This window comes from Ideonella sp. BN130291, from assembly GCF_036231905.1.
Taxonomy (GTDB): domain Bacteria; phylum Pseudomonadota; class Gammaproteobacteria; order Burkholderiales; family Burkholderiaceae_C; genus CAMLIZ01.
This window is the reverse complement of record NZ_JAZARE010000002.1, coordinates 107,350-128,229: the sequence shown is the minus strand read 5'-3', so window position 1 is coordinate 128,229 and position 20,880 is coordinate 107,350. Positions and strand designations below refer to the sequence as shown.

General features: G+C 68.7%; 21 protein-coding genes and 2 tRNA genes. 11 read left to right on the top strand and 12 right to left on the bottom strand.

Going from position 1 to position 20,880, the window contains the following annotated elements:
* From ybgF to VPH43_RS03800, 4 genes are all read left to right on the top strand, one after another.
* Positions 1–771: a tol-pal system protein YbgF gene (ybgF, locus tag VPH43_RS03815; RefSeq protein WP_328576329.1), complete on the top strand. Its 771-nt coding sequence runs from the start codon at positions 1–3 to the stop codon at positions 769–771.
* Positions 772–777: 6 nt separating this feature from the next.
* On the top strand, positions 778–1,578 hold the full coding sequence (locus VPH43_RS03810; RefSeq protein WP_328576328.1) for a tRNA threonylcarbamoyladenosine dehydratase: 801 nt from the start codon (positions 778–780) through the stop codon (positions 1,576–1,578).
* 38 nt (positions 1,579–1,616) lie between these two features.
* Positions 1,617–1,692, top strand: a tRNA-Lys gene (locus tag VPH43_RS03805).
* Positions 1,693–1,712: 20 nt separating this feature from the next.
* Positions 1,713–1,788 (top strand) — tRNA-Lys (locus tag VPH43_RS03800).
* 67 nt (positions 1,789–1,855) lie between these two features.
* On the opposite strand, the gene VPH43_RS03795 is transcribed toward VPH43_RS03800, so the two are convergent.
* Positions 1,856–2,488, bottom strand: a complete 633-nt coding sequence (locus VPH43_RS03795) for a pyridoxamine 5'-phosphate oxidase family protein (RefSeq protein ID WP_328576327.1) — start codon at positions 2,486–2,488, stop codon at positions 1,856–1,858.
* A 71-nt stretch (positions 2,489–2,559) separates the two neighbouring features.
* Between VPH43_RS03795 and VPH43_RS03790 the strand changes: the two genes are divergently transcribed.
* Both VPH43_RS03790 and VPH43_RS03785 read left to right on the top strand, forming a co-directional pair.
* Positions 2,560–3,060 carry a hypothetical protein gene (locus VPH43_RS03790; RefSeq protein WP_328576326.1) on the top strand — a complete coding sequence of 167 codons (501 nt, stop codon included), beginning with the start codon at positions 2,560–2,562 and terminating at the stop codon, positions 3,058–3,060.
* Positions 3,057–3,413 (top strand): ArsC family reductase, encoded by a 357-nt coding sequence (locus tag VPH43_RS03785; RefSeq protein ID WP_328576325.1) that lies wholly within the window; start codon positions 3,057–3,059, stop codon positions 3,411–3,413. Before VPH43_RS03790 ends, VPH43_RS03785 begins: the two co-directional genes overlap by 4 nt.
* On the opposite strand, the gene VPH43_RS03780 is transcribed toward VPH43_RS03785, so the two are convergent.
* The 4 genes from VPH43_RS03780 to acnA form a co-directional block, all read right to left on the bottom strand.
* On the bottom strand, positions 3,414–3,728 hold the full coding sequence (locus VPH43_RS03780) for a hypothetical protein (RefSeq protein ID WP_328576324.1): 315 nt from the start codon (positions 3,726–3,728) through the stop codon (positions 3,414–3,416).
* Positions 3,729–3,793: 65 nt separating this feature from the next.
* Entirely contained in the window at positions 3,794–4,495 is a 702-nt protein-coding gene (locus tag VPH43_RS03775; RefSeq protein WP_328576323.1) for a hypothetical protein, read from the bottom strand.
* Between the two features lie 367 nt (positions 4,496–4,862).
* Positions 4,863–5,999 carry an NAD(P)/FAD-dependent oxidoreductase gene (locus tag VPH43_RS03770; RefSeq protein WP_328576322.1) on the bottom strand — a complete coding sequence of 379 codons (1,137 nt, stop codon included), beginning with the start codon at positions 5,997–5,999 and terminating at the stop codon, positions 4,863–4,865.
* 83 nt (positions 6,000–6,082) lie between these two features.
* On the bottom strand, positions 6,083–8,845 hold the full coding sequence (acnA, locus tag VPH43_RS03765) for an aconitate hydratase AcnA (RefSeq protein WP_328576321.1): 2,763 nt from the start codon (positions 8,843–8,845) through the stop codon (positions 6,083–6,085).
* Between the two features lie 155 nt (positions 8,846–9,000).
* Here acnA and VPH43_RS03760 point away from each other — a divergent pair, with 155 nt between their 5' ends.
* Positions 9,001–10,821 carry a DUF885 domain-containing protein gene (locus VPH43_RS03760; RefSeq protein WP_328576320.1) on the top strand — a complete coding sequence of 607 codons (1,821 nt, stop codon included), beginning with the start codon at positions 9,001–9,003 and terminating at the stop codon, positions 10,819–10,821.
* A 3-nt stretch (positions 10,822–10,824) separates the two neighbouring features.
* On the opposite strand, the gene VPH43_RS03755 is transcribed toward VPH43_RS03760, so the two are convergent.
* The 4 genes from VPH43_RS03755 to VPH43_RS03740 all read right to left on the bottom strand — a co-directional run bounded on the left by VPH43_RS03755 (position 10,825) and on the right by VPH43_RS03740 (position 13,504).
* Complete coding sequence (locus tag VPH43_RS03755) at positions 10,825–11,694, bottom strand: alpha/beta fold hydrolase (protein WP_328576319.1); 870 nt, start codon at positions 11,692–11,694, stop codon at positions 10,825–10,827.
* Between the two features lie 13 nt (positions 11,695–11,707).
* Positions 11,708–12,367, bottom strand: a complete 660-nt coding sequence (locus VPH43_RS03750; RefSeq protein WP_328576318.1) for a class I SAM-dependent methyltransferase — start codon at positions 12,365–12,367, stop codon at positions 11,708–11,710.
* A 99-nt stretch (positions 12,368–12,466) separates the two neighbouring features.
* Positions 12,467–12,925: a GNAT family N-acetyltransferase gene (locus VPH43_RS03745; protein ID WP_328576317.1), complete on the bottom strand. Its 459-nt coding sequence runs from the start codon at positions 12,923–12,925 to the stop codon at positions 12,467–12,469.
* Positions 12,926–12,928: 3 nt separating this feature from the next.
* Positions 12,929–13,504, bottom strand: a complete 576-nt coding sequence (locus VPH43_RS03740; protein WP_328576316.1) for a helix-turn-helix domain-containing protein — start codon at positions 13,502–13,504, stop codon at positions 12,929–12,931.
* A gap of 38 nt (positions 13,505–13,542) precedes the next feature.
* On the opposite strand from VPH43_RS03740, the gene VPH43_RS03735 reads away from it, so the two are divergent.
* Positions 13,543–14,133, top strand: a complete 591-nt coding sequence (locus tag VPH43_RS03735) for a YdeI/OmpD-associated family protein (RefSeq protein WP_328576315.1) — start codon at positions 13,543–13,545, stop codon at positions 14,131–14,133.
* A gap of 296 nt (positions 14,134–14,429) precedes the next feature.
* Positions 14,430–15,119: a flavin reductase family protein gene (locus VPH43_RS03730; RefSeq protein WP_328576314.1), complete on the top strand. Its 690-nt coding sequence runs from the start codon at positions 14,430–14,432 to the stop codon at positions 15,117–15,119.
* Positions 15,120–15,165: 46 nt separating this feature from the next.
* Here the strand turns inward: VPH43_RS03730 and VPH43_RS03725 are convergent, their stop codons facing one another.
* Complete coding sequence (locus VPH43_RS03725; RefSeq protein WP_328576313.1) at positions 15,166–15,768, bottom strand: thioredoxin fold domain-containing protein; 603 nt, start codon at positions 15,766–15,768, stop codon at positions 15,166–15,168.
* Between the two features lie 95 nt (positions 15,769–15,863).
* On the opposite strand from VPH43_RS03725, the gene VPH43_RS03720 reads away from it, so the two are divergent.
* Complete coding sequence (locus VPH43_RS03720; protein ID WP_328576312.1) at positions 15,864–16,031, top strand: hypothetical protein; 168 nt, start codon at positions 15,864–15,866, stop codon at positions 16,029–16,031.
* A gap of 18 nt (positions 16,032–16,049) precedes the next feature.
* Here the strand turns inward: VPH43_RS03720 and VPH43_RS03715 are convergent, their stop codons facing one another.
* Complete coding sequence (locus VPH43_RS03715; protein WP_328576311.1) at positions 16,050–17,855, bottom strand: DUF885 domain-containing protein; 1,806 nt, start codon at positions 17,853–17,855, stop codon at positions 16,050–16,052.
* A 211-nt stretch (positions 17,856–18,066) separates the two neighbouring features.
* Positions 18,067–18,654 carry a hypothetical protein gene (locus tag VPH43_RS03710; protein ID WP_328576310.1) on the bottom strand — a complete coding sequence of 196 codons (588 nt, stop codon included), beginning with the start codon at positions 18,652–18,654 and terminating at the stop codon, positions 18,067–18,069.
* A 272-nt stretch (positions 18,655–18,926) separates the two neighbouring features.
* Here VPH43_RS03710 and VPH43_RS03705 point away from each other — a divergent pair, with 272 nt between their 5' ends.
* A complete protein-coding gene (locus VPH43_RS03705) occupies positions 18,927–20,879 on the top strand; it encodes a putative bifunctional diguanylate cyclase/phosphodiesterase (RefSeq protein WP_328576309.1) in 1,953 nt (650 codons plus the stop codon).
* Position 20,880: the final 1 nt, after the last annotated feature.

The following is a 20,880-nucleotide window of genomic DNA, read 5'->3' as shown; positions in this document are numbered from 1 at the left end:
GTGCGCTTTGCACGCCACCCCCGCGCTGCCGCTGCCGCCTTGCTGCTCGGCGCTGCCCTGCAGGCGCAGGCCGGCATCCTGGAAGACGACGAGGCCCGCAAGGCGATCCTCGAGCTGCGCAACCGCGTCAGCCAGATGGAGGCGCGGCAGGCCGAGCAGGCCAGCCAGCAGCGCGAGGAGCTGCAGCAGCTGCGGCGCAACCTGCTGGACGCCAACAACCAGATCGAGGCCCTGCGCGCCGAACTCGCGCGAATGCGCGGGCAGGACGAACAGCTCGCACGCGACGTGGCCGAACTCCAGCGCCACCAGAAGGACATCGCGCAGGGGGTGGAAGAGCGCATCCGCAAGCTCGAGCCGCAGAAGGTGGTGGTCGACGGCAAGGAGTTCATGGCCGACGCGGAGGAAAAGCGCCTGTACGACGAGGCCGTGGCCCCGTTGCGCAGCGGCGACTTCGCCGGCTCCGCCGCGGCGCTGGTCAACTTTATGAAGCGCTTTCCGAACAGCGGCTTCATCGATTCGGCGCGCTTCTGGCTCGGCAATGCGCAGTACGGCAAGCGGGAGTACCGCGAGGCGATTGCCAGCTTCCGTGCCTTCGTGTCGGCCGCGCCCCAGCACCCGCGCGCGCCCGAAGGCCTGTTGGCGATTGCCAATTGCCAGATCGAGATGAAGGACAACAAGTCCGCCAAGCGCACGCTGGAAGAGCTGGTGCGGGTGTACCCGCAATCCGAGGCGGCGCAGGCCGCCAAGGAACGGCTGGTTTCGCTGAAGTAGCCCCGTGTGAACGCTGCCTTGCCCTTGGCCGACCTGCCGCTGCTGGACGCCGACCTGGAGCGCCGCTTCGGCGGCCTGCAGCGCCTGTATGGCGAGCGTGGCTACCGCACCTTGCGCGGGCTGCGCGTGGCGGTGGTCGGCCTGGGGGGCGTGGGCTCGTGGGCGGCTGAAGCGCTGGCGCGCAGCGGCGTGGCCGGCCTCACGCTGATCGACCTGGACCATGTGGCCGAGTCCAACATCAACCGCCAGATCCAGGCGCTGGGCAGCACGCTCGGCATGGCCAAGGGCGACGCGCTCAAGGCCCGCATTGCCGACATCCACCCCGGCTGCCATGTGCAGGTGGTGGACGAGTTCGTGGCACCCGACAACTGGCCTCAGCTGCTGCCTTCGCCGGTGGACGGCGTGATCGACGCCTGCGACCAGCTGCGCGCCAAGCTGGCGTTGGCAGCATGGGCGCTGCGCGAGCAAGTGTTGTTCATCAGCGCGGGTGCGGCCGGCGGCAAACAGCTGGCGCATGGCGTGGAAGTGGCTGACCTCGCGGAGGTGACACACGACCCCTTGCTCGCCGGCTTGCGTCAGCGCCTGCGGCAGCAGGCCGGTGCGCCGCGCAAGGGCCGCATGGGCGTGCGTTGTGTGTTTTCGCGCGAGGCGGTGCAGCCACCGGCCGATGCCGCCTGCGCGGTGGACGGCAGCCTCAACTGCCATGGGTATGGCTCCAGTGTGGCGGTGACCGCCACCTTCGGCATGGTGGCGGCTGGTGAACTGATTCGCGAGGCACTGGCGCGGGCGCAAAAAAACCAGCTATAATGCGAGGCTCTGCAGACGCGAGCGCAAGCTTGAAAGTCGGGTCGTTAGCTCAGTCGGTAGAGCAGCGGACTTTTAATCCGTTGGTCGCGTGTTCGAGTCACGCACGACCCACCACGCGACGGTAGAAAAATTCAGGGCTCTTAGCTCAGTTGGTAGAGCAGCGGACTCTTAATCCGTTGGTCGAGTGTTCGAGTCACTCAGGGCCCACCAACAAAGAAAAGAAGGGGTTAGCAGCTGCTGCTAACCCCTTTTTTCATGGCCGGCACCGCCGGCCGCGTCAGTACAGCGTGTTGCGCTGGCGCGTGGGCAGCTCCGCATCGTAGGCAGCACCATCGATGCGGTCGCCACTCAGCGTCTGCAGCACGGTGCCGATCGAGGGCAGGCTCGCACGGTCCACCTGGCGCGTTGCGTCCCACAGGCCGGAGCGCAGCATGGCGCGCCCGCACTGGAAGAACACTGAGCGCACGCGGATCACCAGCACGCTGCGCGGCGGCTTGCCGTCCACCGCCAGGCGCGACAGCAGCGCGGGCGCCACCGAGATGCGGGCACTGCCGTTGACCCGCAGCGCCTCGCGACAGCCGGGCACCAGGAACAGCAGCGCCATGCGCGGGTCGTGCACGATGTTGCTCAGGCTGTCGATGCGGTTGTTGCCCCGCCGGTCGGGCAGCAGCAGCGTCTTGTCATCAGCGATCGTCACGAAACCCGGTGCGTCGCCGCGTGGTGATGTGTCCAGGCCGTGGGGCCCCAGCGTGGCCAGCACGGCAAAGGGCGACGCTTCGATGAACGGCCGGTACAGCGGATGCACGTGGTCGGCGACCTTGGCGGTGGCTGTTTCTGCCGGCTCGCTGTACAGGGCCCGCAGGCCGGCCAGGCTGCGCAGGTCGTGGCTGTCATCGTCCCAGTCGTTCATCGGGGCTCCGCGGGGTCGCAATAATGGATGCATTGTGCTGCCCGTGTGGGTGGGGGCGGCAGGAGGCGAAGATGAAGCTGTTGTCCTGCATCGCGCTGCCGCTCGCTGCCCTGGCCGCGTGCGCGCCTTATGCGCCAAGCCACCTTAGCGCCGGCGCATCGATGGCCGACGTGACCCGTGAACTGGGCTCACCGACAGGCCGTTATGCATTGCCCGACGGCGGTACGCGTCTGGAGTTCGCACGTGGCCCTTATGGCAGGCACACCTATATGGTCGACCTGGATGCGCAGGGCCGCGTGCTGCAGTGGCAGCAGGTGCTCACCGAGGCCAACTTCAACCAGGTGCGCGCCGGCGAGAGCGGCGAGGAACTGCTGCGCCAGCTCGGCCGGCCCTCCGAGCGCCGTTCCGGCGACTGGCAGGGCGGGCAGGTGTGGTCGTACCGTTATGAAACCCTGATGGGCCTGTGCCAGTGGTTCCAGGTGTCCGTGAACGATCAGCAGACGGTCACGAGCAGCGCCTATGGCATCGACCCACGTTGCGACGTGAACGACAAGGACAGATCGCGCGAATGACCGCCATCACGCTCTACGGAATCCCCAACTGCGACACCGTCAAACGCGCCCGCGCCTGGCTGGCCGACCACGGCATCGCCGTCACCTTCCACGACTACAAGAAGGCTGGCGTTCCCGAGCCGCGCCTGGACGCCTGGCTGCAGGCGCTGGGATGGGAGCCGCTGGTCAATCGCCAAGGCACCACCTGGCGCAAGCTGGATGACGCCACCAAGGACGGCGTTCACGATGCCGCCAGCGCCCGCGCGCTGATGCTGCAGCAACCGAGCGTGATCAAGCGCCCGGTGGTCGAATGGGCCAACGGCCAGGTGACGGTGGGCTTCCAGCCCGACGACTGGTCGGCACGCTTGGGCTAGCTAGACCAACAGATCGAACTCCGCCGCAGCCATCGTCTGGCCGTTCACCAGCAGCTCGATGCGGTGTCGGCCGGCGTGGTAGCGCCGGGTGGTGATCAGCTTGAACGAATGCCGCTTGCTCAAGCGCCGAGTCTCACCCGGCGCCAGCTCAAGGCGCCAGCCCTTGAACACCTTGGGGCTGGTGCTGCCATTGGCCTTGACGTGGTGCACGGCGTAGTCGATCACCAGGTTCTGCGACGCACGCTGGCTGGACTTCAACATCACGTCGATCTGCAGCGCGCCGCCCACCGCCACCGCGGCGGGGCTGATCTCCACGCTGGCCTTCCCTCGCAAGGGTGCACCCAGGCCCCAAGCCTGCAACACGCCGGCATGCCCCTGTTTCACCAACGTGCGGCTGGCGTGGCGCAGCAGCGCCTGTCGCTGCGCAGAGGCATCGGGCAAGTGCTCCGCAGCCAGTGCACCACGAGCTCGGGATGGTCCTTCGCGATGTCGTTGAGATGATTGGCGACGCTGCGGCGAACATACTCGCTGGCATCGTCCTGCAGCGCCCGCAGCAAGGGCAGAGTGGGCGAAGGGTCGGCAATCAGCGGCTTGAGCACCATGCCCCACGGCAGGCGCGGCCGGCTGCCTTCGCTCACCAGGCGGCGCACATGCGCGCTCGGATCGCGGGTCCAGCGCTGCAGCGTGTCGAAGCTCAGATCCGGATGGCGCAGGATGAACGGCCGCACCGCCCATTCGGCGGAGAATCGCTGCGTCATCGCATGCAGTGTCTGCAACGCCAGCGGCACGTCGCCATGGCCATGACGCGCCACGTACTCCGTCATCGGCCACACCGCCCAACCCGCCAGACCGGCGTCGCTGGTGCGCAGGCTCGCCAGGTCGTCTCCCACCCCGGCAGGGCCGAGAGCGGCGACCAGCACTTCGGCCGCTTCGTCAAAACTTTGAGGCAAGGTCGCCTCCAGCGCATCGCACACCCGATGCGCGCGGGCCTTGAGTTCCAAGGCCTGCAGGTCGTGCAGAGCAAGGGCCTCAAAGCGGACGCGGTCGAAAGCCGGCCAGACACGTTGCAGGTGGATGCCCATGGACTGCACCAGGGCGGGACTGATGAGGTTCTTGAACGGTTCCATGTGGCGTTGCTTGTCTACTGCGACGTATCGTGCGTGCCGAGGCCGACGGGTGACCCCGCTTCGCTCATGTCCCCCGGTGCGGGCTGCGCCCGCCCCTCCTCCTTTACTTCGCTACGGGGGTCACCCGCCGCCCTCGGCAGGACACGCTGTCCCACTTCCACCGTCGAGAGCCACAGTGGTGGTGGATCGGGTCGGTGGGGCGTTCTGCGGAGCGAAGTAAAGGAGGAGGCGGCGGCCGCAGGCCGACGCCGGGGGACCTGAGCGCAGCAGAGCGCCCCACCGACCCGATCTCGCTCCTGCCTTCACGCGAAAGCCATCCAACTCAAATCACACTGCGTTCGACAAACGGCTGTGCACTCAACACTCGCTCGAACCGAAAGGCAGCCAGGTCCAACGACCGATACCCGCCCTCGAGAATCAGCTCCGCCACACCGCGCCCCGCCGCCGGCGCATGCTGCAGCCCGTGCCCCGAGAAGCCGTTGGCGAAGAAGAGGTTGGTGAGCTCCGGATGCCGCCCGAGGATGGCGTTGTGGTCCAGCGGATGCACCTCGTAGTAGCCAGCCCAGGCGCTTTGCATCCGCAATGCTTCGAACGCCGGCACGCGCTCGGCCAGGGCCGGCCAGAGGCGCTCCTCGAACAGGTTCAGGTCCGCATCCAGCGGCAGGTCATCCGGGTCGGCATCGTGTTCGCCGGGTGACCAGCCGGCGAGGAAACCATCGCCTTCGCTGCGGAACCACACGCCGCTGGTGTCGATGACCAGCGGGGTGCGGGGCAGGGCGGTCGGGCAGCTCAGCTTGAACACGGTGCGCCGGCGCGCGAACACCGGCAACGTGATGCCTGCCATCGCGGCCACTTGGCGCGCCCAGGGCCCGGCGGCGTTGACGAACACGTCGGCCTCGATGCGCTCGCCATCGGCGAGCTGCGCGGCGTTGATGCGGTCGGCATCGCGCGACAAGCCGGCCACTTCACCCCGCACATACACCGCGCCCAGCGCCTGGGCTTCGCGCTTGAGCGCCTGCGTGAACGCATAACCGTCGAACCAGCCTTCGCCTTCCAGGCCGAGGCTGGCCAGCGCCACGCCCTCGGTGTTGATCCACGGCAGGCGCTCGCGCAGTTCATCGGGCGTGAGCAGCGCTACCGGGGCGTGCAGCGCACGCTGTACCGCATGGTTCTCGCGCAGCACCTGGGCGCCCGGCACAGTGGCCAGGAAGAGGTAGCCGGACTCCACAAAGCCCACGTCGAAGCGGCGCACCCATTCGAGCCCGAACTGCGACATCTGGACATTGATGGCGTTGGAGAACTGCTGGCGGATGGAGCTCGCCGACAGCGCCGACGACGCGCGTGCATAAGTGGGGTCGCGCTCGACCACCTGCACCTGCAGGTCGCAGCCGCCCAGGCGCATCAGGAACAGCGCCACCGCCGAGCCGACGGCGGCGCCGCCGATGACGCAAACCCTCATGCCAGAGCCTTACTGATGGCGCTCGCGGGCCGGCCGGCCCGCGATGCCATGTCGCCCGCCATGGCGGGGCCTGCCCTACGTGCTCATGCCGCCCACAGCTGCCTGAGCACGGAGGGCAGGATCCCGCCGTGCCGGTAGTAGTCGATCTCGATCGGCGTGTCGATGCGCAGCTTCAGCGGCACTTCCAGCTTGCCGCCGTCGGGCCGGGTGATCACCAGCCGGGCATCGCCTTGCGGCTTGATGTCGCCGTCGATCACCACGTCGACCAGCTCGTCGCCCTTGAGCCTCAGGGTGGACCAGCTGTCCGCCGAGCGGAACTGCAGCGGCAGCACGCCCATGCCCACCAGGTTGGAACGGTGGATGCGCTCGAAGCTCTTGGCGATGACGGCCTTGATGCCCAGCAGCTGGGTGCCCTTGGCGGCCCAGTCGCGCGAGGAGCCGGTGCCGTATTCCTCGCCGGCGAAGATGACGGTGGGCACGCCGGCGCTCATGTACGCCATGGCCGCGTCGTAGATGAACATCTTGTCGCCCTTCTTCGGGCCGCCGCCTTCGATGCCCTCGTGCTGGAACACGGTGAGGCCGCCTTCCTCGCGGCTGCCGTCGGCGCGCGCCGGAATCATCAGGTTCTTGATGCGCACGTTGGCAAAAGTGCCGCGCATCATCACCTCATGGTTGCCGCGGCGCGAGCCGTAGGAGTTGAAGTCCTCCTTCATCACCCCGTGTTCCTTGAGGTACTGGCCGGCGGGTGTTGCTTCCTTGATCGAGCCGGCCGGCGAGATGTGGTCGGTGGTGATGGAGTCGCCGAACAGCGCCATGATGCGCGCGCCCTTCACGCCCACGGCTTCAGCCGCCGGCGGGCGCATGGTGAAGCGGTCAAAGAAGGGCGGTTTGGCGATGTAGGTGCTGGTAGGCCAGTTGTAGACCTGGCCGTCCACGCCGTGGATCTTGGCCCACAGCTCACCCGGGTTCTTGGCCACCTGGTCGTAGTTGGCCTGGTAGGCGTTGGCGTCCAGCGCGTACTTCAGCAGGTCATGCACTTCCTGGCTGGTGGGCCAGATGTCCTTCAGGTACACCGGCTGGCCGTTCTTGCCGTTGCCCAGCGGCTCGGTCATCAGGTCGCGCGTGACGTTGCCCGCAATGGCATAGGCCACCACCAGCGGCGGGCTGGCCAGGAAGTTGGCCTTGATGTTGGGGTGGATGCGCGCTTCGAAGTTGCGGTTGCCCGACAGCACCGCAGCACACACCAGGTCGTTGGCCATGATGGCGTCGTTGAACTCCGGCGCCAGATCGCCCGCGTTGCCGATGCAGGTGGTGCAGCCATAGGCGGCCACGGTGAAGCGCAGCTGCTCCAGGTAGGGCAGCAGGCCCGCCTTGCCCAGATATTCGGTCACGATGCGCGAGCCGGGGGCGAGCGAGGTCTTGATGTGCGGCTGCACCGTGAGGCCCGCTTCCACCGCCTTCTTCGCCAGCAGGCCGGCGGCCAGCAGCACGCTGGGGTTGGAGGTGTTGGTGCAGGAGGTGATGGCGGCGATCAGCACGTCACCGTTGTGCAGGGTCACGCCGTTGGCCGCCGGGAAGTCCTGCTTCAGCTTGGCGGGCGGCTGGCCGAACCCGTTGGAGTCCACCGGCTTGCTGAACAGGTCGGTGAAGGCCGAGGCCAGCTTGTCGAGTTCGATGCGGTCCTGCGGGCGCTTGGGGCCGGCCAGCGAGGGCACCACCGTCGAGAGGTCGAGCTTCACGACCTTGGTGTATTCGATGTCCCCTGGCTTGGGCACGCCGAACAGGCCCTGCGCCTTGAAGTAGGCCTCGAAGGCCTCGATCTCCTCGGTGGTGCGGCCGGTGCCGCGGAAGTAGTCGATCGTCTTGCCGTCCACCGGGAAGAAGCCCATGGTGGCGCCGTATTCCGGCGCCATGTTGGCGATGGTGGCGCGGTCCGGCACCGCCAGCGATTCGGTGCCTTCGCCGAAGAACTCGACGAACTTGCCCACCACCTTTTCCTTGCGCAGGATCTCGGTGACGGTGAGCACCAGGTCGGTGGCGGTCACGCCCTCGCGCAGGGCGCCGCTCAGCTCGAACCCCACCACGTCCGGCGTGAGGAAGTACACCGGCTGGCCCAGCATGCCGGCCTCGGCCTCGATGCCGCCCACGCCCCAGCCCACCACGCCGATGCCGTTGATCATGGTGGTGTGGCTGTCGGTGCCCACCAGCGTGTCGGGGTAGTACACACCGTCGGCACCCTTGTGCACGCCGCGCGCCAGGTATTCCAGGTTCACCTGGTGCACGATGCCGAAGCCGGGCGGCACCACGCGGAAGGTGTCGAAGGCCTGCATGCCCCACTTCATGAACTGGTAGCGCTCCAGGTTGCGCGAGAACTCCAGCTTCATGTTGAGGTCCAGCGCATCCTTGGTGCCGTAGTGGTCGATCATCACCGAGTGGTCCACCACCAGGTCCACCGGCACCAGCGGCTCGATCGTCTTCGGGTTCTTGCCCATGTCCTGCGCCACGTTGCGCATGGCGGCCACGTCGGCCAGCAGCGGCACGCCGGTGAAGTCCTGCAGCACCACGCGGGCCACCACGAAGGGGATCTCGTCGGTGCGCGCGGCCGTGGGCGCCCAGGCGGCCAGCTGCTTCACATGCTCCTCGGTGACCTTTTTGCCGTCACAGTTGCGCAGCACCGACTCCAGCACGATGCGGATGGACACCGGCAGCTTGTTGACCTGTGGATACGTCTCGGCCAGCTCGGGCAGCGAGAAGAACCGGCCCTGCGTGCCCGACGGCGTGGTGAATGTCTGCACGCAGTGCGGGAACGCGTGCTCGGGCGCCTTTGCGGGAACGGTCGTGGCCATGGCAGAAACCTCCGGTGATGGTTGCTCGGGGGGAGCAGGCAATTATTGTGTCCGGCCCCCTTCCTGGGGCAAATGAAGGGTACTGCAGCCGTTTCCGCGCCGGGTGGGCCGCTGTTTTTGTTACCGTGCCGCCCAAGCAAGACAAGAGGTGGTGAATGGTCCGTTGGCTGGGATGCGCCGTACTGGCGCTGGGAATGAGCCTGTGCGCGCAGGCACAGGCGGCGGAGCTGCCGCCGAACCGGGCCCTGCATGCGCTGTTCGAACGCGAGTTCCTGCGTGGCCTGCAGGTGTCGCCGGAATCGGCCACCTTCGTGGGCGTGGAGGGCTTCAACGACCGGCTGGACGACCGCAGCCCGGCCGCCGTGGCGGCGGAAAAGGCGCATGGCCGGGCCCTGCTGCGCGAGCTGCTGGCGGTGGACGGCCGCCGGCTGAACACGCAGGACCGCATCTCACGCCAGCTCATGGTCGAGCAGCTGCGCAGCACCCAGGCGGTGGACGCGCTGTACGGCAGCCTGCCCTTCAGCGGCCGCGACGGCTGGCTGGTGGTGGGCCCCGACAGCGGGCCGCAACATGAATTTGCCGCACTCGCCAAGGCCAGCCCGTTTCGCCGCACGCGCGACTACGAGCACTACCTGCAGCGACTGGCGGCGATGCCGCGCGCGCTGGCGCAGATGACGGCACTGATGCGCCAGGGCATGCGCTCGGGTTGGCTGCCACCGGCCGAGGTGATGGGTGGCGTGCCAGGGCAGTTCAGCGCCTATGTGGCGGCCGACGTGGGCGCCAATCCGCTGTTCGCGCCCTTCAAGTCCTTCCCCGTGAACATGCCGGCGCCCGAGCAGGAGCGGCTGGCCGCGGCGGCTCGCCAGGTGCTCAGCGAGCAGGTGCAACCGGCGTTCGCTGCGATGCGCCGCTTCCTGGAGCAGGAGTACATCCCGGCGTGCCGCCCGTCGCTGGCCGCCTCCAGCCTGCCGGGCGGCCCGGCCTATTACGCGCTGGCGGTGCGTGACAACACCACCACCGAGCTCACACCGCAGCAGGTGCACCAGATCGGCCTGGACGAGGTGGTGCGCATCGGCGCCCGGATGGACAAGCTGATCGCGCAGATCGGCTTCCAGGGCACGCGCTCCGAGTTCATGCAGAGCACCAAGCGCGACAAGCGCTTTTACTTCACCGATCCGGCCGAGATGCTCAAAGCCTACCGCGACATCGCCAAGCGCGTCGATGCGGAGCTGCCCAAGCTGTTTGCCGAGCTGCCGCGCCAGCCCTACGGCATCCGTGCGATGGAGGCTTACGAAGGTGACGCGGCCGAGCACTACAGCTCAGGGGCGCTGGACGGCAGCCGGGCCGGCTTCTTCGAGGCCAACGTGCTGAGCCTGGACACGCGGCCGAGCTACGACATGGAGAACACGCTGCTGCACGAGGCGGTGCCGGGCCACCACCTGCAAAGCGCCCGCGCGCTGGAGATCAAGGGCCTGCCGGCATTCCGCCGCTCCGGCTGGTACGTGGCCTATGGCGAAGGCTGGGCGCTGTATGCCGAAAGCCTGGGGCCAGAGCTGGGGCTCTACAAGGACCCGTATGCGCGCTTCGGCGCGCTGACCTGGGAAATGCTGCGTGCCGCCCGGCTGGTGGTGGACACCGGCTTGCACGCTTTTGGCTGGAGCCGTGCGCAGGCGGTGCGCTATCTGGTGGACACCGCCGGCATCAGCGAGGGCTTGGCCGTGGCTGAGGTGGACCGCTACGTCGTCACTCCCGGCCAGGCGCTGGGCTACAAGATCGGCGAACTGAAGATCAAGGCCTTGCGCCGCAAGGCTGAGGCCGTGTTGGGCGAGCGCTTCGACATCCGGCGTTTCCACAACGCGCTGCTGGACGACGGGCCGCTGCCCTTGACGCTGCTGGAAGCGCGCATCGACGAGTGGATTGCCGGCGAGCAGCGTCAGCTGGCGCAGCGCGGATCGGCCGTGCGCCGGGCGCGGTGAGGGTCAGGGCTCATTGAGGAACTGCAACAGTGCCGCGGCCAGCTCCTCCGGCCGTTCCTCGGCCATGTGGTGGCCGCAGTCAAGACTGCGTCCCTGCAGCGCGCCGGCCCAAGGCCGCCACACGTCGAGCGGGTTGCCGTACAGCCGCTCCATGTCGTCGCGCAGCGCCCACAGCACCAGCAGCGGGCAGCTGAGCCGGCGGCCGGCAGCGCGGTCGGCCTCGTCATGCGCGCGGTCGATGCCGAGGCCGGCGCGGTAGTCCTCCAGCATGGCGTGCACCGTGGCCGGGTCGTGGATGGCGGCCTGGTAGTCCGCGTAGGCTTGCTCGCCCATCTGGGCTCTCTTCGCGGGCGTGTTGTTGTACCAGGCGTCGGGGTCGGCGAGGATCGCGCGCTCCGGCTTGTGCGGCTGCGCAAAGAAGAACCAGTGCCACCAGGCCGCGGCAAAGCGCGTGTCGCAGCGCTCCAGCGCTTCCACGATGGGCACCGCGTCCAGCACAGCCAGTCGCTCCACCTGGGCCGGGTGGTCCATCGCGGTGCGGAAGGCGGCATACGCGCCGCGGTCGTGGCCGACCACGCTGAAACTTTCGTGGCCCAGGTGCCGCATCAAGGCCACGCAGTCCGCGGCCATCACGCGTTTGCTGGCCTGCGCATGGTCGGGCCGGGTAGGGGGCTTGGACGAGCGCCCGTAGCCGCGAAGGTCGGGGCACACCACGGTGTGGCGGGCCGCCAGCAGGGGCGCCACCTTGTGCCAGGTGGCATGCGTGCGCGGGTGGCCGTGCAGCAGCAGCACCGCGGGCCCGTGGCCGCTGTGGCGCATCCGCAGCGTCACCTCGCCCAGCGCCACATCCTCGAGCTGGAAGCCGTCGAACATGGGGCGCTCCTTGTCAGCGCTTGCGCAGCAGGGTGAGGCCGTCGCTGATCGGCAGCAGCGACAGGTCCACCCGCTCGTCGGCATGCAGCTTGGTGTTGAGCGCCTGCAAGGCCAGCGTGTCCTTGTCCTGCGCAGGCCGCGCGACCGCGCCGCTCCACAAGGTGTTGTCGATCGCGATCAGGCCGCCCGGGCGCAGCAGCTGCAGGCAGCGTTCGTAGTAGGCGTCGTAGCCGGTCTTGTCGGCGTCGATGAAGGCGAAGTCGTAGCGGCCCGCACCGCCTTCGGCCAGCTGCGTATCCAGCGTCTGCAGCGCCGGTGCCAGGCGCAGGTCGATCTTGTGCGCCACACCGGCGGCCTGCCAGTGCGGGCGGCCCACACGCACGTACTCCTCGCTGATGTCGCAGGCCAGCACCGTGCCGTCGTCGGGCAGGGCCAGCGCCACGGTGAGGGCGCTGTAGCCGGTGAACACGCCGATTTCGATGGTGCGGCGCGCGCCCATCAGGCGCACCAGCAGCGCCATCAGCTGGCCCTGCTCCGGCGAGATCTGCATGCCGGCATGCGGATGGTGGCGGGTGGCCTCGCGCAGCGCCGCCTGGGCCGGATGCTCGCGCACCGAATGCGAAAGCACGTACTGGTAGAGCGTGTCGTCGAGGTTGAGCGTGCGGTTGGACATGGGGCTGGGCCGGGAGGTGGTCGATGGCGCAGTATCCGGCGCTGCACAAACCCCTGTCCGCACGGCCGTTACCTGTTCGACAACGCGCGCCCCGCCGCTTCAGCCGCCGCCCAGCGGCTTTTCCATGAACACGCTGTGCGGATCGTCCCAGTAGTCGCCGTAGGGCCCGCGGCTGCGATAGCCCAGCCGCCGGTACAGCGCAATCGCCTCCGGCTGGCGCGGGCCGGTCTCCAGCATGAGGGTGCTGCAGCCGCGCTGCAGAGCTTCCTGCTCCAGCGTGGTGTGCAGGGCCTGGCCGATGCCCTGTCCGCGGCAGGCCGGGTCCACGTACATGCGCTTGAGCTCGCCGTACTCGGGCATCAGCAGCACGGCGGCACAACCCACCGCGCGGCCTTGCGCATCCCGCGCCACCGCGAAGAGCACGTTGGGTTGCGTCAGCACGCCGATGTCCACGCCGTGGTGGCTTTCCTCTGGATACATCGGCCGCTGGTAGGCGTCCAGCGCATCGATGAGGGCGATGACCTCGGGCTGGTCGGGTGATTCGAGGGCGATGTGCATGGGTCAACGGTGGGTGGGAGAGGGGGCTGCCTTGCGCACCACCACCAGGTAGTGCGTGGTGGTGGCGGTGGGGTTCTCGAAGGTGTGGCCGTGTTCCAGCGACATGCGCGCGCAGTCGCCGGGGTGCAGGTTCAGCACCTCCTTGCCGATCAGCAGGCGCAGTTCGCCCTGCAGTACCAGCACCTGCTGCTCGTAGCGCGTTCGCGTGTCCGGCGCATAGGGCACCCGCGCGCCGGGCGGCAGGTCCACCGCCACGATGTCGGTGTCGCCTTCGGCCGCGGCGGGCGACACCAGGCGGCGCAGGTAGCCGGTTTCGGGGTCGCGCCACACCAGTTGCTGGTCGCGCCGGTTCACGCTGGCCGGGGCACCGGCCGCGTCGCTCATCAGCGCGGACAGCGTGATGCCCAGCGCATCGCACAGGCGCGACAGCAGGCCCGCGGTGGGGCTGGAATCCTGCCGCTCGATGCGCGAGATCATGGCGCGGCTGACACCCGAGCGCTGGGCCAGGTCGTCCAGCGACCAGGCCTGGGCCATGCGATGCTCTTTCAGGCGTTTGGCGATGATGGCTTCGATGTCCATCCGTCCACTATACGAGAAACTAATCTAATATAGAAGACATGCCCACAAAGACCGCACCTGCCCCTACCGAGGAGCCCCTGCGTTTGCACGACACGCTCGCCTGGGAACGCTGGCTGAAGCGCCACCACGCCGGCAGCGACGGCGTGTGGCTGGAGATCGCGAAGAAGGGCGCGCCCGAGCCCACGCTCTCGTATGCCGAGGCGCTGGAAGTGGCGCTGTGCTACGGCTGGATCGACGGGCAGAAGAAGGGCGGCGAGCCCTACTGGCTGCAACGCTTCACCCCCCGGCGCGCACGCAGCATCTGGTCCAAGGTGAATCGCGCGAAGGCCGAAGCCTTGATCGAGCAGGGCCGCATGCAGCCGGCCGGCCTGAAGGAGGTGGAGCGCGCCAAGGCCGACGGCCGCTGGGCCGACGCCTACGATTCCCCCAGCCAGGCCAGCGTCTCGCCGGAGTTGCAGGCGGCGTTCGATGCCAACCCCAAGGCGGCCGCGTTTTTCGCCACCTTGGACAGCACGAACCGGTATGCGGTGTTGTGGCGTGTGCAGACGGCGAAGCGGCCGGAGACGCGGGCCAAGCGCATTGCGCAGTTGGTCGAGATGCTGGCTCGGCATGAGAAGCTGCATCCTTAACTGCGTTGTGCATGCGGAGGCCCGGCGCTGATCGGGTCGCTGGGGTGCTCTGCTGCGCTCATGTCCCCCGGCGTCCGCCTTCGGCGGCCACCTCCTCCTTTACTTCGCTACGCAGAACACCCCACCGGCCCGATCCTCCACCACTGGGCTGTTCGACGGCTGAGCGCACCGCTGCGTCCTGCCAAGGGCGGCGTGTGACCCCCGTAGCGAAGTCGCCTCCGAATTCCATGTCCGAATCAGGCGAGCCCCCAACGCCGCCGGCTTGCAGACTTGGGGCCACACAACGGAGAAAACAAATGCATGTGGCCTGTGAACCCGCGATCCTGTACTTCGGCACGCCGGTGGTGCTGATCAGCACCCTCAATGAAGACGGGTCCAGCAACCTGGCGCCCATGTCCTCCGCCTTCTGGCTGGGATGGCGCTGCATGCTGGGGCTGGGCGCCTTGTCCAAGACCGCGCAGAACCTGCGCCGCACCAAGCAGTGCGTGCTCAACCTGCCGTCGGTGAACGAAGTGGCCGCGGTGAATCGCCTGGCCCTGACGACGGGCGCCGATCCGGTGCCGAAGGCGAAGGCTGCGCGGGGTTATCGGCATGTGGCCAACAAGTTCGCGAAGGCCGGGATGAGTGAGCAGGCCTCCCAGACCGTGGCACCGCCCCGCGTGCAGCAGTGCCCCGTGCAGATGGAGGCGGTGGTGGAGGCGATTCACGGCGTGGCCGACGACGATGAACGGCTGCGCGGCGGCATCCTGTGCTTCGAGGTGCGCATACAGCGCGTGCACGTGGAGCAGGCGCTGCTGATGAAGGGCGAGCCCAACCGGGTGGACCCCGACCAGTGGCGGCCGCTCATCATGAGCTTCCAGCACTTTTATGGCCTGGCGCCCGGCGCCCTCCACGAGTCCAGCCTCGCGAGCATTCGGGAAGCGATGTACCGCAGCCCGGACGTGGACCGCGCGCGGCGCGAAACGGCGGCCGCTGAAGCCGGCTGAAGCCGGGCCATCGCGGCCAGCCCGCGCCTGCCGGCGGGCCGCTGGGTCAGATGCCGGCCATGGCGGCCAGCTCGCCGGTGTCCACTGCGCCGGCATGGGTGCCGTAGACGCCCGTCTTGCCGTTCTTGAACACGATCAGCGGCACGCTTTCGGCGCCCAGCTGGTTGAACAGCGCGGTGTTGTTTTTCACCTTGGCCAACACGTCGTCCGGCAGCGCCGGGTTTACCGCAATGCCCGGCCCGCGCGCCATCACGGACGCCTCGTTCTGCGCCATCGCCGCGGCCGGGTCGGCGGCGCTCAGGATGGTGGCGCCTTGCGGGCCGGAGGTGCTGCGCAGCAGGCCGATCGGCATCCACACGATCTTCAGGCGCGGCTGCAGCGGCTTGGCCTGCTCCCACAGGTGGGCGCAGTGTGGGCAGGCGGTGTCGAAAAACACGTACACCGTGTTGGCGGCCATGATGGGGCCCACCGTGAAGCCGCTGCCCTTGGCGGCCAGCGCGTAGGCTTCCTGGGCCGTGGCCTTGGTGGGCGGGGCCTCGGCCAGCGCGGCCGCTGCGGGCGTGGCGGCGTTGGTCTTGTCCTGGCAGGCCGCCAGGGCCAGCGTGGCCACCAGGGCGATGGCGGCGGGGTGCAGAAGGCGTCGGTTCAAGCGCATGTCCTCGTCGTTGTCGGGGCTGTCACAGATGGGAACGGCAGGCGGTGGCCAAGGGTCTATCGTGGCCGCTGCATCACTGGGAGTCCGGCATGTCGCCTTGGTTCAACGCAACCACCCACTCGCCGGAGCGGCGCCCGGCGCAGGAGCCGCCGCCCGGCAAAGTATTGCCTGGCCAGCCGGTGGAAGACCCGATCCCGCCCGAGATGTCGCCCGACGAGGACATGCCGGAGCTGCCGCACCCCGGCCCGGAGCGCTGAAGCGTCCTCGCTTGGACCTCAAGCGCCCTGGGCGGCGATCCAGGCGTTGATCTTGGCTTCCAGCATCGACAGCGGCATGGAGCCTTCGCCCAACACCTGGCTGTGGAAGGCGCGGATGTCGAAGCGCTCGCCCAGGCGGGCGCGTGCCTTTTCGCGCAGCTCGATGATCTTGAGCTCGCCCACCTTGTAGGCCAGCGCCTGGCCGGGCCAGGCCATGTAGCGCTCGGTGGCCCGGCGCGCGGAGTCTTCCTTGGAGCCTTCCATCTCCATCAGGTAGCGGATGGTCTGCTCGCGTGACCAGCCCTTGGCATGCAGGCCGGTGTCTACCACCAGGCGCAGGGCGCGGTGCAACTCCATGAACAAGCGGCCCAGGTAGGCGTTGGGGTCGTCGTACAGGCCCATCTCGCGCCCCAGGCCTTCGGCATACAGGGCCCAGCCCTCGCCATAGGCGTCGTACCAGGCCCCCTTGCGGAATTTGGGCACGGGCAGTTCCTGCTGCAGCGCCATCTGGTAGTGGTGACCGGGCTGCCCCTCGTGCAGGAAGAGCGAGGTCATGCCGGTGGTGCGGTAGGTGGCAGGGTCCTTTACCACGGTGTAGAACATGCCGGGGCGCGAGCCGTCGGTGGCCGGCGGCGAGTAGTAGTCCGACGCGGTGTCGCGCCGCATGGGCTCCACCGCATGGATCTCCAGCGCCGCCTTGGGGGCACGCTCGAACAGCTTGGGCAGAGCGGCGGCCACCCGCAGGTTGAGCTTGGCAAAGGTGTCCAGCACCTCGCGTTCGTCGTGGAAGGGCGTCAGCTCGGGCCGGTTGTCCAGCGACTTGAAAAAGGCGTTCAGGTCGCCCTCGAAGCCGAAGCGGGCCTTCACCTTCTCCATCTCGCCGCGGATGCGCGCCACCTCCTTCAAGCCGAGTTCGTGGATCTGCTCCGGCGCGAGGTCGGTGGTGGTGCTGTCCTTCACGTTGGCGCGGTACCAGGCCGCGCCGCCGGGCAGGGCGCCCAGGCCGGCGGTGTCGCGGCACTTGGGCAGGTAGCGTTCGTGGAGGTAGCTGCGCAGCCGCTGAATCGCCGGCGCGATCGACTGGTCCACGGTGTTGCGGTAGGCCGCGCGCAGGCGCTCCTGGTCCTCGGGCGCGATGCCGGCCGGGAACTCGCGGGTGGCCAGCAGGTAGGGGCTTCGTGCCGGGTCGGCGGGCAGCAGGGCATCGAGCTGCGGCATCAGGCGCTCGATCAGCGCACGCGGCTGCACGATGCCTTTGGCGATGCCCTCGTCCATGTTGGCCATCGCCTGGTCGATCCAGGCCGGCAGGTGCTTCAAGCGTGCCAGGTAGTGCTCATAGTGCGCCGCCGTCTTCATCGGCTGCGGGCCGGTGCCGCTGGCCCATTGCGCCAGGCGCACCGGCATGCTGTTCATGTGCTCCAGCGGCAGCAGGTGGGTGGGGAAGGCCAGCATGGCCAGGCGCTGCTGCGCCTCGTACTTCAGCAGCTCGTAGGTCACGCGTTGCTGCCGGTTGAAATGGCGCGGGTCCACGCCCTGCAAGGCCTTCAGCGTGCGCTCGTACAGCGCCTTCTGGCGTGCCCGGTGTGCCGGTGCGATGTCCACCTCGAAGGCAGCCTCGTATTGCGCCTCGCCGAGGTTCTCGGTCGCCGCCATCGGGAACAGGCCGAAGTAGCCCTCGTAGTAACGATCGGCCACCTCGGCCAGGCGCTGGGCGGGCTGGGGTGCTGCCGTCTGCCTGGCCAGCGCGGGTTGCACCGCGGCGGGAACGACGATCAGCGCCAGGGCGCCATGGAGAATGAAAGAACGCGAGGTGCGACGAAGCATCGGAGGGCAGCCTTGTGAGCCAGGGGACGCGCCGCAGGGCTTCGGCCGGTGGGCGGCCGCGGCGCAGCAAGCGCGCAGCATCGCACGATCGCGCGCCGGCTGCACAGTGCGGAAATTCGGAAGAAGCAGCGCAGTGGCAGCGCTGCACGTCGCGGTCCGCCCGCGGCGCCGCCCGGCCGAGCTGGCCAGGGCGGCGCGGTGGGTCAAGCCGTCAGATCGACTGCACCGCTGCACGCACCGCCGCAGCCGCGGGAGAGGGCGGCCGCCGCACCGCCGCATCCGGCGCCGCCCCGGTTTCCCCAGCGGCCCGCTTGAGCGCGCTCGCCAGGTCCTCCGCTTCGCCGGCCAGCTTGTCGGCCAGCCCCAGCGCACAGGCCACCAGCCAGGAGCCGGTGCCCTTGTCCTCGCTGCTGTCCTGGTCCAGGAAGTGGTCGGCCGCGCGGGTGGCGGCGTGCAGCTGGTGCGCGCGGGTGCGCAGCTTGGTCAGCGCCTGGCTCATGCCGGCGTCGCTGGCCCGGGGCTTCCAGGTACGTGCCAGCCCGTCCAGGTCGGCGGTGATGTCCTCGGCGAGGGTGACCGCGCAAGAGATCAGCCAGACGCCGGTGTCGCGGTCCTCGCTGGCGTCCTGCGCCAGGAAGCGGTCGCCCGCGCGGGTGGCCGCGCGCAGCTGGTAGCCCACGCCGGCCAGCCGGCGCAGCAGGTGATACGCCTCGTCGAGCCCCGTGCCGGGCGAGCCGCCCGGCTTGGTGGCCGCGGGGTTGTTGCCGAGCGGGGTTGCCGCGGTTCTGTCTTCCGCCATGGATGCCTCCTGCTGGGAATGCGCGGGTGTACCCGCATGGTCAGGCCGGCTGGGCGGCTGGCCTGGCAAAGCCTGTGTGCGGCCGTGACATTTGCCGCGTGACGTGTCAAAACACCGCCCACTGCAGCAACCGCCGTGCCGTTCCCCTGTTCCGGGGGGGTGTGCAGGCCGATAACGGAGCAGCACCTTGCGGCCCGCTGGGCCGGGCGTGCCCGCCTTCCTCCATGCGCAAACTGCTGCCGTTCACCGTTGTCGCAACTGTGGGATCCCTCGTGAGCCTCTCGCTGGCGGCATGGTGGCCGTTGCTGGGGCTGGCCGCCCTGCCGCTCGCGCTGCTGGGCGCGGGTGCGGGGTGGCAGGAATGGCGCCGTCGCCGGGCCGAGCGCCTGGCGCTGGAATCCACGGTGGCGCACCTGTCCGAATTCCGCCTGCCGCTGCCGCCGGAAGTGATGCAGCGCCTGCCTGACCTGATCCGGCCGCTGGTGGCGGGCTACGAAACGGTGTTTGCCGAAATGCACCGGCGCGAGGCCGCGCTCACCGCCCGGGTGGAGCGTTATGCCTTCATGGAGATGCACACCGAGGACATGGTGATGCAGGCGGACGCCAAGGGCCTGGTGCAGTACGTGTCGCCCTCGGTGCAGGCGCACCTGGGTTTCACCCCGGAGGAGCTGGTGGGCCAGCGCGTGCTGGAGTGGCTGCATCCGAACCAGCGCGAAACATGGATGACGGCCCTGAAGGGCGCGGCGCGCACCCGCAGCGCATTGCTGCTGGAGGGCGACTGGCGCCACAAGGACGGCCACTACGTCACGCTGGAAATGTCGCTGCGCCATGCCTATGGCCTGAACGGCAGCGTGGTGGAAACCATCAGCATGGCGCGCAACGTGGAGGCCCGCAACGCGCTGCGCGACCAGCTCACCCGCGCCGCGCTCACCGACCACCTCACCGGCCTGCCCAACCGCGCTGCGCTGGTGACGCAGCTGGAGCGCTTCCGCGCCGGCAGCGCGGAGAAGCCCTTTGTGCTGTTCCTGTTCGACCTGGACCGTTTCAAGCAGGTGAACGATTCGCTGGGCCACGCGGCCGGGGACGAGTACCTGATCGAAACGGCGAACCGGGTGCGTTCCATCCTGCGCCCGGGCGACACCCTGGCCCGCATGGGCGGCGACGAGTTCGTGGCGCTGTTCGAAGGCGTGGACACCGAAAGCGGGGCCCGTTCGATCGCCGGCCGCATCCTCGACGCCGTGGGCCAGCCCTACTCCTGCCAGGGCGCGCTGCTGCATCCCAAGACCTCCATCGGCATCGTGCTGTGCGACGGGCCCGACGTGGCATCGGACGAGCTGATCATGCGCGCCGACCGGGCGATGTACGCGGCCAAGCGCCAGGGCGGCAACCTGGCCATCGTCTACAACGGCAGCCACAGCGATTCGATGCGCAAGGACTTCGACGTCGAGCGCGCCCTCACGCTGGCCTTGCAGCAGGAGCGGCTGGTGCTGCACTTCCAGCCGATCGTGGACACCCGGACCAAGCAGCCGGTGCTGGCCGAAGCCCTGGTGCGCATGCGCGCCGAGGACGGCAGCCTGCGTTCGCCGGCCGAGTTCATCGACGTGGCGGAAAAGACGGGCCAGATCCTGCAGGTGGGCCAGTGGGTGCTGGAGCAGGCCTGCTGGCACGCCCGCCGGCTGGAGGAGGCCGGCACGCCCACCGCGATCAGCGTGAACGTGTCGCCGCGCCAGCTGATGCACGTGAACTACGTGCGCAGCGTGGAGACGGTGCTGGAGCACACCGGCGTCTCGCCCTCGTCCATCCTGCTGGAGGTGACCGAGTCGGCCGTGATGGAGGACGTGGACAAGGCCAAGGCGGTGCTCAACCACCTTCGCTCACTCGGCTTCCGCCTTGCGCTGGACGACTTCGGCACCGGTTATTCCAGCATCTCGATGCTGAAGACACTGCCCTTCGACATCCTGAAGATCGACCGCGCCTTCGTGCGCGAGGCCGAAGGCCTGGCGCCGGGCCCCACGACGCTGGGCGCCATCATCGACATCGGCAAGAGCCTGAACCTGACCATCATTGCCGAAGGCATAGAGACCGCGGAGCAGAGCCTGGGGCTGGAGCGGCTGGGCTGCGACCTGCTGCAGGGCTTTCGCTTCCACCGCCCGATGGACGCGGACGCGCATGCGAGGCTGATGGTGCAGGCGGCATCACCCGTCCCGCACCTTCGCCTGGCCTGAG